This is a genomic window from Achromobacter sp. ESBL13, assembly GCF_036668755.1.
Lineage (GTDB): Bacteria > Pseudomonadota > Gammaproteobacteria > Burkholderiales > Burkholderiaceae_B > Achromobacter.
On the sequence record NZ_JAZEVT010000005.1, the window covers coordinates 393,861 to 407,641 of the forward strand.

Genomic DNA, 13,781 nt, shown 5'->3' on the forward strand with positions numbered 1-13,781 from the left:
TTGACGCGTCTGTCAGTGGGGGTTGAAAAACCGCTAGTGTACACCTGTACGTACTGCCTGTACGTACAGGTTTTCCAGCTGGGTCAGGTTTTCCAGGACCCCCGTCCTGGAGGTTTTAGCCAAAATGCCGGCACCGCGGCGAACCTTGCGTCAGAAGCGGTACGCCCCGCTCAACATCACCGTGCGGCGCGCGCCGTAGAAGCAGTCGCCTCGGTCCAGGCAGACCACTTCATAGGTGCGGTCGGCAATGTTGTTGACGTTCAGGGCATAGCGCCACGGGCCGTTGTCGTAGCTGACCATGGCGTCGAACAAGGTGACGGCGGGCGTTTCCGGTGCGCCGCCGTCGCGGAACGCCGTCAGGTAGCGTACGCCCGCGCCCACCGCGAAGCCGGGCTGGCCGGCCAGCGCGAAGCGATACTTGCCCCATAATGACGCCATGTGCTTGGGCAGGCCTTCCAGCTGCGGATCCAGATCCGTGTAGATGTAGTTGGCGATGACGTCCACGTCTTTGGTGACGCGGCCGCGCAATTCCAATTCCACGCCGCGCGTGCGCGTCTTGCCGGCCTGGAGCTGGTTGTTGGGATTTTCAGGGTCGTTGGTTTGCCGGTTCTTTTCGCGCAGGTCGTAGGCGGCGGCGGTGAACTCGATGTCGGCGTCCTTGGGCATGTACTTGATGCCCGCTTCGACCTGCTTGCCGCGCATCGGCTTGTAGCGTTCGTTGTAGAAGTTGGACCCGGCAATGGGCGTGAACGATTCGCTGTAGCTCAGGTAAGGCGACCAGCCGTTGTCGGCCGCGTACATCAACCCGAAGCGCTTGGTGGTGGCGTAGTCGGTTTCCTTGTCCTGGCCATCGATGCGGTTGTCGGCGCGGTCGCGGCGTATGCCCGCCAGGACGATCCAGTTCTGGTCGAATTTGATCTGGTCCTGCGCATAAAAGCCCAGCTGCTGCTGCTTCTGCTTGGGCGTGTCCGACAGTTCATATTCCGGTCGGTTGCCATAAACGGGGTGGTACAGGTTCAGCGGCGCGCCCAGGCCCGAGGCGGTCTCGCCGGTTTCGCGATAGCGCGAATAATCCATGCCGAAGATGACGGTGTGCTCGGTGCGGCCCCAGTTCAGTTTGCCTTCGATGTTCTGGTCGGCCAGCAGCGTGCGCATGCGCGGCTTGTTGACGTAGAAGAAGCGGTCGGTGGTGGTTTGGGCGGCGTCGATGTAGGAATCGCCGCGCCGTTCGCCATACACGTTCGGGTACAGCGACTGGTAGTCGACGCGGCTGACGGTGTTGCGGAAATTCTGGCGGAATTTCCACGTGTCGTTGAACTGGTGTTCGAACAGCCAGCCCACGCTGAATTGCTCGGTGTCGTAGGCGTCAAAGCCCGGTTCGCTGACGAACCGGCGGGTCGGGATGCGGCCGTTGGGGTTCTCTTGTACCGAGCCGCTCCAGGGCAGGAACGATTGCGTCGTGCCGGACTTGTCCTTTTGCCACAGCGCCTGCAAGGTCAACGACGTGGCGGCGCTGGGCCGCCAGGTCAGCGACGGCGCCAGCATCAGGCGGTCGTCGGGCGCGTATTGCACCTGGGTATCGCTGTCGCGTCCCACGCCCACCACGCGGTACAGCCATTGGCCGTCTTCGGTCAGCGGTCCCGTCAGGTCCGTCTGGATTTCGCGGCGGCCGTCATTGCCGATCACCACGCCGATTTCGCGCTGGGCCTCGGCTTGCGGGCGCTTGCTGACCAGGTTGACGATGCCGCCCGTGCTGCCCTGTCCGTACAGCATGGACGCGGGGCCGCGCAGCACTTCAACGCGCTCCAGGCCATAGACCTCGGTGCGCGGGTTGTTGAAGCTGAAGAACTGGCGCAGGCCGTCCAGGTATTGCGCCGGTTCCGTGCCCCGAATCCGGACATAGTCGGCGCGGTTGTCCACGCCGTACGCGTTGGGCCGCACGCCCGCGGCGTAGTTCATGGCGTCCTGCACGTTCAGTGCGCCCTGGTCCACGATCTGGCCGCGCGGAATGACGGTGATGGCTTGCGGTGTTTCGGACAGCGGCGTGTCCGTCTTGGTGCCCGTGGCGCTCTGCGTGGCGACGTAGCCGTCCACGGGCCCGGTTGCGGTTTCGCCCGTGCCGGTGACCTGCACGGCGGGTAATACGGTGGGGGGTTCGGCGGTCTGCGCGTGTGCCGAGGCGCCCAGGCAGGCGGCCAGCGCAGCGGCGGGCAACAGGGTTTGCGGCCGCGTGCGCAGGGCGGTCCGGGTTGGATGGCGTTTCAAGTCAAGTCCCCTACGGCGCTGCGGCCGCTGATTACATATGGAAATAGCAACGATAAGTATTATTAATTGCGTTGGCATCGTGCGCCTAGGCGCGCTGGCCATCCCAGATGTAAAAAAGCCCTGCAAGAATCGGCCGCGCAACGATCGGTGGTGGCGCAAATTTCCGTGTTTTCAAGAACTTGGCGGGGGCGGGGGCACGGCCAATGGCAATCGGCACGCGGGCCGGCGTCAGCGCCGCGCTGTTGGCCTCAAACGACACCCAGCGCGTTACGCGTACTGGGCGCGGCGCGTTCCGCCTTCGCGGCGGCTGGCCTTGTCGGCCACGATATTGTCTTGCCCCATCTGCCGGCCGCGCTGTTCGATGCGGCCCAGAAAGTCGCGCAGTTGCGCCACTTCATCGTCGCTCAAGTCCTGCACCAGCAGTGCATTCAGCCGCGACACTTCGGGCAGCAGCGCCCGGTATCGCGCCAGCCCCTCGGCCGTGGCTTCAACCAGCACAACCCGGCGGTCAGTGCTGTCGTGCAGGCGCCGCAGCCATCCCTTGTCGCATAGCGTGCCCAGCGTGCGCGACGTGCGGGCCAGGTCCAGCTTGGCCGCGGCGGCCAATTCCGCCGAACTCATGATGCCGCCTTCGATGGCGCAGGCCAGGATGCGCCACTCGCGCCGCGTGATGCCGAAGCGGCCTTCGCACAGGCGCACAAACACCGGGTTGGACTGCGCCCACGCCTGATACAGCCGATACATAAGCATGTCGGCCAATTGCGGCGGCGGTGCGGGGTTGGGGCGGGTTGGCATGGCGTCTCCTCCTTGCCGCAGCGCATGCCGCGCCCAGCGCGTTGCGTCTGCATATCGTTATGGAAAGTCCTGGATTAGATCAAGCAATGACCCCGTTGCTACAGTCAATCTGCTTATTTGGGTATTCGGCCAGGCAGACAGAACATAACCGACGGCGGGCCACTGTCGACAGGAGAACACCATGCGTAAATGGACGACGGGGGCGGCCTTGGCTGCCGCGTTGGTGGGGGCCGTGTCGCCGGCCTGTGCGCAGCAGGCGCCGCTGGATGGCGCGTTGACCCTTGTGGTGGGCTATCCGCCCGGGGGCAGTTCCGATCGCATCGCGCGGCTGGTGGCCGACCGCCTGAAAGACCGCGTGGGCGTGCCCGTCGTCGTGGAAAACAAGACGGGCGCCGGTGGCCGCATTGCCGCGCAAGGCCTGCACGCCGCGCCCGCCACGCAGAATGCGTTGATGCTGGCCAACCCCGCCGTGATGGTGGTGGCGCCGCTGGTCTACGCGCAGCCTGGCTACGACGCCCAGCGCGATTTCAAGCCCGTGTCCCTGGTCAGCGAATATAAGTTCGCGCTGGCCGTGCCCGCGTCCTCGCCCATCCAGGACGTGGCCGCGCTGCGGTTATGGCTGCGCGCCAATCCCAAGCAATTCACCGTGGGCGTGCCCGCCACCGGCAGCCTGCCGCACTTTTTTGCGCTGATGCTGGGCCGTGAAATCGGGCAGGAGCCCGAGGTGGTCGGCTACCGGGGTTCAGCCCCGCTGATCTCGGAACTGATCGGCGGCATCCTGCCGCAAGGGATCGACACGCTGGACACCTTGTTGCCGCAGCATCGCGCCGGCAAGATCCGCATCCTGGCGACGTCCGGCGAGACGCGCGACCCTGACTTGAACGATGTGCCCACCTTTCGCGAAGGCGGCGTGAACCTGGCGGCCGACGGCTGGAACGCGTTCTTCGCGCCGGCCGCGATGCCCGAGGCGAAGGTCAAGCGGCTGGGCGCCGACATCGCCGCCATCCTGCGCGAGCCCGCCATGCAGCAGGCGGTGCGCGCCGTATTCCTGGAACCGGTCTCGCTGGACGCACGCGCCACCGCCGATGCGTTGGCCGCCTATCGCAAGCAGTGGGAGCCGGTTGTACGCGAATCCGGCTTCACGGCGACGCAATAAGGGGCGGCGATGAGTCCCGTGCAAAACGTGTTGTTCATCATGGCGGATCAGCTGCGCGCCGATCACCTGGGCTGCTATGGCCACCCCTATCTGCAAACGTCGAACCTGGACGCCCTGGCCCGGCGCGGCGTGCGCTTTGACCGCGCCTTCGTGAATTCCGGCGTGTGCGGCCCGTCTCGCATGAGCTACTACACGGGCCGCTATCCGTCGACGCATGGCGCAACCTGGAACCGCGTGCCGCTGTCCATCAACGAGATCACGCTGGGTGAATACCTGACCGGGCAGGGGCGCGACCTGGCGCTGGCGGGCAAGACGCACATCATCCCTGACAAGGCCGGCATGGAACGGCTAAGCATCGATGGCGCCTCCGAGCTGGGTGTGCTGCTGACGCGGGGCGGCTTTCACGAACTGGACCGCTACGACGGCCACCACCCGCCCGGCGACGAAAGTGGCTACCCGGCGTACCTGCGCCGCCACGGCTACGACAGCGCCGACCCCTGGACGGACTACGTCATTGCGGGCGTGGACGCCAACGGCCAGATCGCCAGCGGCTGGAACATGCGCAACGTCCATCTGCCCGCGCGCGTGGCCGAGCCACATTCCGAAACGGCCTACATGACCGACCAGGCGCTGGACTTCATGCAGCGTCGCGGCAGCCAGCCCTGGGTGCTGCACTTAAGCTACGTGAAGCCGCACTGGCCCTACATGGCGCCCGCGCCGTACCACCGGCGCTATACCGCCGACCAGTGCCTGCCGGTGCTGCGCAACCGTGAAGAACTGCGCGACGCGCATCCCGTGGTGGCCGCCTATCGCCAGCAAGAAGAGAGCATCAGTTTTTCCACCGATGAATGCGTGCGCGTGGTGCGGCCCGCGTACCAGGGGCTGATCCAGCAGCTGGACGATCACCTGGGCCGACTGTTCGACTACATGGAAGGCGCGGGCCTGATGAAGAACACGTTGATCGTGTTCACCGCCGATCATGGCGACTTCCTGGGCGACCACTGGCTGGGCGAAAAGGAACTGTTCTACGACACCGTGCAGCGCGTGCCGTTCATCGTGATGGACCCCTCGACGGCGGCCGACGCCACGCGTGGCCTGGCGCTGGACGACATGGTGGAAAGCGTGGACGTGGTGCCGACCGTGCTGCGCGCGCTGGGCACGCGCGGCCCCGCGCACCGGCTGGAAGGCCGCGAACTGCAAACGCTGCTGCATGGGCGCGACGCCGCCACGCCGTGGCGCGACTGCGTGTTTTCTGAACTTGACTACAGCTTTCGCCAGGCGCGCATCCTGCGTGGCAAGACGCCGCAAAACGCCCGGGCGTGGTCGGTGCGCACGGATCGCTGGCGCTACGTTTACTGGCTGGACGAGCCCGAACAACTGTACGACCTGCATGCGGACCCGGGCGAATTCCAGGACCTGGGCACCCGCGCCGAACACGCCGCCGTGCGGCTGGAGCTGCGCCAGCGCTTGTTGGACTGGATGCTGCGCGGCAAGCGCCGCACCACCATGAGCGACGAGGCCGTGGAAAAGGCCACCAACGCGCACAAGCGCGCGGGCGTGTTTTTCGGGCAGTGGTAAGGGGCGGGGCGGCGTTGCGCAGTAAGGGGCGGCGCGCCTTCGCGCACTGAGGGCGGGGCGTGTCGCGCGCCGCCCCGGTGGCCGCGACCAGGCGTGATCTCAGGCGTGCCCGGCGCTTTGCTTTTCCGCCGGCGCGGGAGTTTCGGGCTTGAGTTGCCGCCGCAGGATCTTGCCCACGTTCGAGCGTGGCAGGTCATCACGGAATTCCACGTACCGCGGCACCTTGTAGCCGGTCAGCTGCGTGCGGCAGTGTGCGATCAGCGTGGCGGCGTCCAGCCCGGGGTCCTTGCGGATCACGAACAACTTGACCGCTTCGCCCGAACGTTCGTCCGGCACGCCCACGGCCGCCACTTCGCGCACGCCCGGATGCAGCGCGGCGGCGTCCTCGACCTCGTTCGGGTACACGTTGAAACCCGACACCAGGATCATGTCTTTCTTGCGGTCGATCAGGAACACGTAGCCGTCCTCATCGACGTAGCCGATGTCGCCGGTGCGCAGGAAGCCGTCCGGGTACATCACCAACGCCGTTTCGTCGGGGCGATTCCAATAGCCCTGCGTGACCTGTGGCCCGCGCACGCAGATTTCGCCGGGTTCGCCCACGCCCAGTTCTTCGCCTTCGTCGTTGCGGATCGAGATCTCGGTGGACGGCACGGGCAGGCCGATGGACCCGGTGAACGTCGTGACGTCCAGCGGGTTGACCGTGACGGCGGGCGACGTCTCGGTCAGCCCGTAGGCCTGCGCCAGCGACTTGCCTGTGACGGCGCGCCAGCGGTCCGCCACGGCGCGTTGCACCGCCATGCCGCCGCCCATCGTCAGGCGCAGGCGAGAAAAATCCAGCTTGGCAAAATCCGGATGGTTCAGCAGCGCGTTGAACAAGGTATTGACGCCGGTAAACGCCGAAAACGGCACCTTGCCCATCTCTTTGATCAGGCCGGGTATGTCGCGTGGGTTGATGATCAGCAGGTTGCTGGCGCCGATTTTCATGAACGTCAGGCAGTTCGCCGTCAGTGCAAAGATGTGATACAGCGGCAAGGCCGTGACGATGCATTCCTCGCCATCGTTCACCAACGGCTTGATCCAGGCGTGGGCCTGGCTGACGTTGGCCACCAGGTTGCCGTGCGACAGCATCGCCGCCTTGGCTACGCCGGTCGTGCCGCCCGTGTATTGCAGGCAGGCCAGGTCGCGCTGGTCCAGCTGCACTTCGGTAAACGGCTGGGCGCGGCCGGCAAGCAGCGCGTCGGCCAGGCGCATGTGCCCGGGCAGGGACCACGCCGGCACCATGCGCTTCACGTGGCGGATCACCAGGTCCACCAAGCGCCCTTTGACCGGCCCCAGCATCTGGCCGATGGAGGTGACCAGCACGTGTTCCACCGCGCTGTTGGGTAACGCCTTTTGCACCGTGGCCGCGAAGTTGTCGGCCACCACGATGGCGCGCGCGCCCGAATCCACCAATTGATGTTCAAGTTCGTGCGGGGTGTAGAGCGGGTTGCAATTGACCACGACGCAGCCGGCCCGCAAGGCGCCGAACAGGCACACGGGGTATTGCAGCAGGTTGGGCATCATGAGCGCGACGCGGTCGCCACGGCCCAGCCCGCGGGCGTGCAACCAGGCGGCGAAGTCGCGCGTCAGGGTGTCAAGTTCGGCGTAGCTGATGGACCTGCCCATGCTGATGTACGCAGTCTTGTCCGCGTAGCGGCGGCAGCTGTCCCGCACGATCGAGACCAGCGTGGTGACGCCGTCCATGTCGATTCGCGCGGGGACGCCGGCGGGGTAGCTCTTGTGCCAGATAGGTTCCATCTTTTTGGATTTCCGCCTAGTTGCCCAACAGGGCTTTTTTCAGGGAGGCCTGCGCCGGCTTCTCGCCCAGCCAGACGCGCAGCAACGCACGCGCGAAGTCGGGGCTGTCGATGCGGCCGCGTTGCTTGCCGTTGTGCGATCCGGTGATGCCCCGGCCGTCGAAATCCAGGTCGACCACGTCGCCTTCCTTCAGGGCGCCAATGTCGGCCATCAGCCGGGTCAGCTGGTCGGCCGGCGCCTTCATGGCGGCAAGTTCCGCCTTGGGCGTATTGTCGCGCAGGCCTTCCTGCAAGGCCTCGTCAAGAGTCTTGCTGTCGACGTCGCGCAGCAATTGCAGGCGGATGCGGCGCGGCTCGGTGCTGTTGATCAGCGCCGCCGCGTCGTGGCTTTTTGTGGTGACGTACAGCGCCGCCACATACACCTTCACGACGATTTTCGTGCGCACGCCGGCGCCGTTCAGCACCAGCGCGTGGCCGCCTTCGGACAGCTGTTCCGGCACGCGCTTGCCCGCCACGTCGATGTCGGCGGCAAGGGCCGGCGCACTGATCAGGCTGGCCATCGCGCCGGCCAGAATGAGGCTCAGGGCGGTGGCTCGCCCTCCAGGGATACGTTGCATGTGTCTCCTCCTGTGGTCTTTCGCTTGTAGAACTTCTTGTCGGCGATATAGATCGTGCGTTCCACGACGGCGTACACCACGCCGTCCTTGTCCTTCAATTCCACCGTGTACGCGCGGGTGGTTTCGTGCGCGCGCGCGAGGTCGGCGCGGATGTCCGCGATTTCCCCGGGCGGCAGCCGGAAATCGACATACAGGGTGGTGTAGGCGGGCTTGCGAAAGCGGATCGAGGCGGCCTTGTCCCACACGATGTGATCCGGGCCCAGCGCCGACATCAGCATCGTGGGATGGGCGCCGTCCGTTACCGCGAACAGCGACCCGCCGTACATCGATCCCACGATATTGCGCGTGCGGCGAAGCAGCGGCAGCTTGATGCGGATGTGCAGGAAATCCGGCGACACAAACATCACGCGGCCGCCGGTGGCGCGAAACGCGGGATGCAGGTTGAAGCCCACCCGCATCAGGCGCGCGCGCCATTGCGGCGACAGGCTTTTAAGCCAATAGGGCTTCAGGCTGGGCATGCCGGGCGGTTCCGCAATGGCCCTACATCGCTTCGAACAGTCCGGCCGCGCCCATGCCGGTGCCGATGCACATGGTGACCAGCCCGTACTTGCCGCCCGTGCGGCGCAGACCGTGCGTGATGGTCGCCGTGCGGATCGCGCCGGTGGCGCCCAAAGGGTGGCCCAGCGCGATGGCGCCGCCCAGCGGGTTGACCTTGGACGGGTCCAGCTTCAGTTCACGGATCACGGCCAGCGATTGCGCGGCGAAGGCCTCGTTCAGTTCAATCCAGTCCAGCGCGTCCTGCGTGATGCCGGCGCGTTGCAGCACCTTGGGGATGGCCGCGACGGGGCCGATGCCCATCACTTCGGGCGGCACGCCGGCGACCGAGAAGCTGACGAAGCGCGCCAGCGGGTTCAGGTTGAATTCGCGCAGGATGCGGTCGGACACCAGCACCACGGCCGCCGCGCCGTCGGACATCTGCGAACTATTGCCCGCCGTGACGCTGCCGCGCGTGGAGAACACCGGGCGCAGCCGCGCCAAGGCTTCGGCACTGCTGTCCGGGCGCGGGCCTTCATCCACCTCGACCAGTCGGCGCACGACCCGCACCGCGCCGCTGGCGCCATCGGGCAGGTGCGACACCACTTCATACGGGGTGGTCTCGGCGCGGAAATGGCCGGCCGCAATCGCCGCGCACGCCTTCTGGTGCGAGGCCAGTGCAAACGCGTCCTGGTCTTCGCGCGACACCTTCCAGCGTTCCGCGACCTTTTCGCCCGTCAGCCCCATGCCGAACGCCATGCCGATGTTCTGGTCATGGGCGAAGATCTCGGGGTTCATCGACACCTTGTTGCCCATGATCTGCGGCATTGCGCTCATGGATTCGGTGCCCGCTCCGATCATGATGTCGGCTTCGCCCATGCGGATGCGCGCGGCGGCGTCGGCCACCGCCTGCAAGCCCGACGCGCAGAAGCGGTTCACGGTGACGCCCGCCACGCTGTGCGGCAGGCCCGCCAGCAGCAGGCCGATGCGCGCCACGTTCATGCCTTGTTCCGCTTCGGGCATGGCGCAGCCGGCAATCACGTCTTCGATGCGCGCGGTGTCCAGGGCCGGCACTTGCGCCAGCGCGCCGTTCAGCGCGGCGGCCAGCATGTCGTCGGGGCGCGTGGTGATGTAGGCGCCGTTGCGCTTGCCTACCGGCAGGCGCGTGGCGGCGACGATATAAGCGTCTTGAATCTGCTTGGTCATGATGGTTTCCTCAGTTGCGCAACGGCTTGCCGGTTTCCAGCGTGTGGCGGATGCGGGCCTGGGTTTCAGGCGTGCGCAACAGGGCCACGAATTCGCGGCGCTCGACCGCCAGCAGCCATTCTTCGTCCACCTTGGTGCCGGTCTCGACCTCGCCACCGCACAAGGCCACGGCGGCGCTGCGCGCCACGCGGTAATCGTGCGCGCTGATCATGCCGCCTTCACGCATGTTGACCAGCACCATCTCGAAGTTGGCGATGCCGTTGCGGCCCGCTACCGGAATATTCGACAGGCGCGGGGGCGGCGTGTAGCCCGCTTCGGCGGCTGCGCGCGCCTGGCCGATGGCCACGAACAGCAGCTCGTCGGGATGGAACAGCACCACGTCGTGCTCGCGCGCGAACCCGGCGTCGATGGCTTCCAGCGCGCTTTTCGCCACCTGCGCCATGGCGATTGTCTGAAAGACCGGTTGCAGGTACGGGAAGACTTCACCGGGCGTGGCGGTCTTGGCCGCCAGCGCGGCGGCGCGACCCGCGAATTCCTTGCTGCCGCCACCGGCCGGGATCAATCCGACACCCGCTTCCACCAGCCCGATATAGCTTTCCAGCGCCAGCACGCGGTGCGAGGCATGCATCAGGAATTCGCAGCCCCCGCCCAGCGCCATGCCCTGCACGGCGGCCACGGTGGGTATGCGGGCGTACTTGAACGACTGCGAGGCGCGTTGGAATTTTTCGACCATCGCTTCCAGCATGTCGAACTTGCCCTCGGCGCAAGCCTGCACCACCTGCTGCAAATTGGCGCCCACGGCAAAGGGCGGTTCGTGCCAGATCACCAGGCCGTCGAAATCGCGTTCGGCGCGCGTGACGGCTTGCAGCACGCCTTCCAGGACTTCACCGCCCAGCGTGTGGTTCTTTGAGGTGACGGACAGGATGGCGATGCCCGGGTCCACGTCCGGCAGGTTCCACAGGCGCACGCCTTCGTTGTCCCAGACGGTGACGCCACGGTCGTCGGGGCCTTCACCAAATACGCGTTCGGGGAACAGCTGGCGGCGATACACCGGCAAGGACGAACGCGGATGCAACTTGGCGGTACGCGCGGAATACGAGCCTTGCGGCGCGTGCACGCCCTGGCGGTCGGCCTCCCGCACCCAGGCGGGCAGGGGCGCGTTGCTCATGGCGCGGCCGGCGGCGATGTCGTCCGCCACGGCGGCGGCAATCGCCTGCCAGCCGGCGGCCTGCCAGGTTTCAAACGGGCCTTGCGACCAGCCGAACCCCCAGCGCATGGCCAGGTCCAGGTCGCGCGCGTTGTCCGCCACGTGTTCAAGCTGCACGGCGCTGTAGTGAAAGATGTCGCGGAACAGGCTCCACAGGAACTGCGCCTGCGGGTGGGCGCTGGCGCGCAGGGCGGCAAAGCGCTTGGCGGGGTCGCGTTCTTTCAACAGCGCGGCCACTTCGTCGGCCAGCTTGCCGGCGCTGGGCACGTAGTCTTGCGCCTTCAGGTCCAGCACCAGGATGTCGCGGCCCTGCTTGCGGTAGACGCCGGCGCCCGTCTTCTGACCCAGCGCGCCCTTTTGAATCAAGGCCGACAGCCAGTCGGGCAGCGCGAAGTAGCGGTGCCAGGGGTCATCGGGCAGGTTCTTTTCCATGGTGCCGACCACGTGGGCCAGCGTGTCCAGGCCAACCACGTCCGCCGTGCGGTAGGTGGCGCTTTTGGGGCGGCCGATCTTCGGGCCGGTCAACGCGTCGACTTCGTCAAAGCCCAGGCCCAGCCGCGCGGTGTGGTGCATGGCGGCCAGGATGGAAAACACGCCAATGCGGTTGGCCACGAAGTTGGGCGTGTCCAGCGCGCGGATCACGCCCTTGCCCAGCGTGGACGTCAGCCAGGTTTCCAACTGGTCCAGCACGGCCGGCTGCGTATGCGACGTGGCAATGATCTCCACCAGCCGCATGTAGCGGGGCGGATTGAAAAAATGGATGCCGCAGAAGCGCTCGCGCAAGCTTTCGGGCAAGGCATTGGCCAGCGCGTCGATAGACAGGCCGGACGTGTTGGACGCGATGATGGCGTCGGGCGACACATGCGGAGCGATCCGCTCGTAGAGCGCCGTCTTCCAGTCCATGCGTTCGGCAATGGCCTCGATGACCAGGTCGCAGCCGCGCAGCGCGTCCAGGTGGTCGTCGTAGTTCGCGGGGGTGATCAGGGCAAGGCGGGCCGGGCCGGCCAGCGGCGCCGGTTCCAGTTTTTTCAGGCCGGCCAGCGCCTTGTTGACGATGCCGTTGCGATCGCCTTCACGGGCGGCCAGGTCGAACAGGGTGACCGGTACGCCGGCATTGGCCAGGTGGGCGGCGATCTGCGCGCCCATGACGCCGGCGCCCAGGACGGCAACGTGTTTGACGACGAACTTGCTCAAGGGGATTCTCCTGTGTAAAGCGGGCGGGCGGCGCGGGGCCGCCCACCCGCGCAAGGCTAGAAGCGGGACGACAGTTGCAGGCCGACGATGTGGCCGCTGCTGTCATAGGTGCCCGCTACGCGGCCCTTGGTCGCCTGGCTGCCGGACGTCGTGTCGATGTCCGTCTTGCGCAGGTACAGATAGGTGTAGCCCAGGTCCAGCGTGGTGTTCTTGGTGGCCGCCCACTGCACGCCGGTCGAGAACCAGTAGCGGTCGTTATCGGGCAGGGAGGTGGGGCGGTCGGCCTTGTCATGCACCGGCGACTGGTCGTACGCCAGGCCGAACTTCCACTTCCAGTCCGGGGCGAACTTGTAGTTCGCGCCCAGTGCGACGCGCCAGGTGTCGCGGAAGTTCAGCGGCAGTTCGTCATCGCGCGCGCCAGGGCCCGAGTTGCGGATCTTCAGCTCGGGGATGCTGCTCCAGCCCGTCCAGGACACGTCGCCCAACAGTTCCCAGCGCTCGTTTAGCTGGTGGGCGGCGCTGAGGATCAGCGTGTCGGGCAAGTCTACCGAGGCCTTGGCGTCAAACGACACCGATTGCTTGGTGGGCCCGATGCTGGTGATGTCGGTGTCGCCCTTGGCCGTGTGCTTGATCTTCGAGCGGTACGACAGGCCGATGCGCGTGTCTTCGGTGGGTTGCAGCATGAAACCCACGTTCCAGCCCCAAGCGTCGCCCTTCAGGTTCAGGTCGGCGTCGCCGTTGGTGGCGACCGGCAGGCCCGCAATCGGCACCACCGTTTTCTTCTTGTAGTTGGCATCGATGTGCTGCCAGTTCAGCCCGAAGCCCATCGAGAACTTTTCGTTGACCTTGTAGGCGATCGACGGGTTTACGTTGATCGTCTTGATCTCGAATTTGTTCGAATGGTATTGGCCGACCCAGCCATCGTCGTATTCGGTCATCAGGCCGAACGGCGCGCCGACGCCCAGGCCGATGTACCACTGCTCGTTCAATTGCCAGGAGGCGTACAGGTTGGGCACCACGCCAAGGTTGCCTGCGTCACCACCATTGCCGCCGGTGGGGGCCGAGCCGTTCAGCCCTGAACCGGGCAGGCCGGGAACGCTGGGATTACGGCTATTGCCGTTGTCCTTGAACTTGAACGAGGGTTTGATGAGGTTGACCCCGCCCGAAAAGTTCACGCCGGGCAGGTAGGTCATGCCGGCCGGGTTGAAGTAAATGATGCTGGCGTTTTCCGGATTTGCCGCCGAGCCTGCGTAAGCGTTGCCCAAGCCACTGGCGTTCTGCTCTAAAAGCTGAAAGCCGGCGGCATAGGACGTTGCGGACGCGCCCAGGCCGACCACAAGGGCCGACAAGGTGCTCAGGGACAATGAACGTCTGCGCATGGTACTGCCTCCTCGAGTTGGATGTATGTCTCTTCTTGCACTGCCGGTCTGTTT

At 66.0% G+C, this 13,781-nt stretch carries 10 protein-coding genes; 2 read left to right on the forward strand and 8 right to left on the reverse strand.

The annotated features are described in order from the left end of the window. Positions 1 to 150 precede the first annotated feature (150 nt). Together V6F88_RS20950 and V6F88_RS20955 are read right to left on the reverse strand one after the other, a co-directional pair. Complete coding sequence (locus V6F88_RS20950) at positions 151 to 2,265, reverse strand: TonB-dependent siderophore receptor (protein ID WP_442880370.1); 2,115 nt, start codon at positions 2,263 to 2,265, stop codon at positions 151 to 153. Between the two features lie 267 nt (positions 2,266 to 2,532). Further along, the gene (locus tag V6F88_RS20955; protein ID WP_332611926.1) at positions 2,533 to 3,060 is read right to left on the reverse strand and encodes a MarR family winged helix-turn-helix transcriptional regulator; all 528 of its coding nucleotides are present in this window, start codon (positions 3,058 to 3,060) and stop codon (positions 2,533 to 2,535) included. 181 nt (positions 3,061 to 3,241) lie between these two features. Between V6F88_RS20955 and V6F88_RS20960 the strand changes: the two genes are divergently transcribed. Both V6F88_RS20960 and V6F88_RS20965 read left to right on the forward strand, forming a co-directional pair. Further along, positions 3,242 to 4,216, forward strand: a complete 975-nt coding sequence (locus tag V6F88_RS20960) for a Bug family tripartite tricarboxylate transporter substrate binding protein (RefSeq protein WP_332611928.1) — start codon at positions 3,242 to 3,244, stop codon at positions 4,214 to 4,216. Positions 4,217 to 4,225: 9 nt separating this feature from the next. Further along, positions 4,226 to 5,794 carry a sulfatase-like hydrolase/transferase gene (locus V6F88_RS20965; RefSeq protein ID WP_332611930.1) on the forward strand — a complete coding sequence of 523 codons (1,569 nt, stop codon included), beginning with the start codon at positions 4,226 to 4,228 and terminating at the stop codon, positions 5,792 to 5,794. A 99-nt stretch (positions 5,795 to 5,893) separates the two neighbouring features. Here the strand turns inward: V6F88_RS20965 and V6F88_RS20970 are convergent, their stop codons facing one another. Genes V6F88_RS20970 through V6F88_RS20995 form a run of 6 tightly spaced genes read right to left on the reverse strand, consistent with a single transcriptional unit; the run spans position 5,894 to position 13,727 of the window. Continuing rightward, on the reverse strand, positions 5,894 to 7,591 hold the full coding sequence (locus tag V6F88_RS20970) for an AMP-binding protein (protein ID WP_332611933.1): 1,698 nt from the start codon (positions 7,589 to 7,591) through the stop codon (positions 5,894 to 5,896). Positions 7,592 to 7,607: 16 nt separating this feature from the next. Next, positions 7,608 to 8,207, reverse strand: coding sequence for a chalcone isomerase family protein (locus V6F88_RS20975; protein ID WP_332611935.1), 600 nt, complete (start codon positions 8,205 to 8,207; stop codon positions 7,608 to 7,610). Further along, positions 8,171 to 8,716: a PaaI family thioesterase gene (locus V6F88_RS20980; RefSeq protein ID WP_332612056.1), complete on the reverse strand. Its 546-nt coding sequence runs from the start codon at positions 8,714 to 8,716 to the stop codon at positions 8,171 to 8,173. Before V6F88_RS20980 ends, V6F88_RS20975 begins: the two co-directional genes overlap by 37 nt. A 31-nt stretch (positions 8,717 to 8,747) precedes the next feature. Continuing rightward, positions 8,748 to 9,947 carry an acetyl-CoA C-acyltransferase gene (locus tag V6F88_RS20985; protein WP_332611937.1) on the reverse strand — a complete coding sequence of 400 codons (1,200 nt, stop codon included), beginning with the start codon at positions 9,945 to 9,947 and terminating at the stop codon, positions 8,748 to 8,750. 10 nt (positions 9,948 to 9,957) lie between these two features. Then, on the reverse strand, positions 9,958 to 12,348 hold the full coding sequence (locus tag V6F88_RS20990; RefSeq protein ID WP_332611938.1) for a 3-hydroxyacyl-CoA dehydrogenase/enoyl-CoA hydratase family protein: 2,391 nt from the start codon (positions 12,346 to 12,348) through the stop codon (positions 9,958 to 9,960). 56 nt (positions 12,349 to 12,404) lie between these two features. Continuing rightward, positions 12,405 to 13,727 carry an OmpP1/FadL family transporter gene (locus tag V6F88_RS20995; protein WP_104144256.1) on the reverse strand — a complete coding sequence of 441 codons (1,323 nt, stop codon included), beginning with the start codon at positions 13,725 to 13,727 and terminating at the stop codon, positions 12,405 to 12,407. Positions 13,728 to 13,781: the final 54 nt, after the last annotated feature.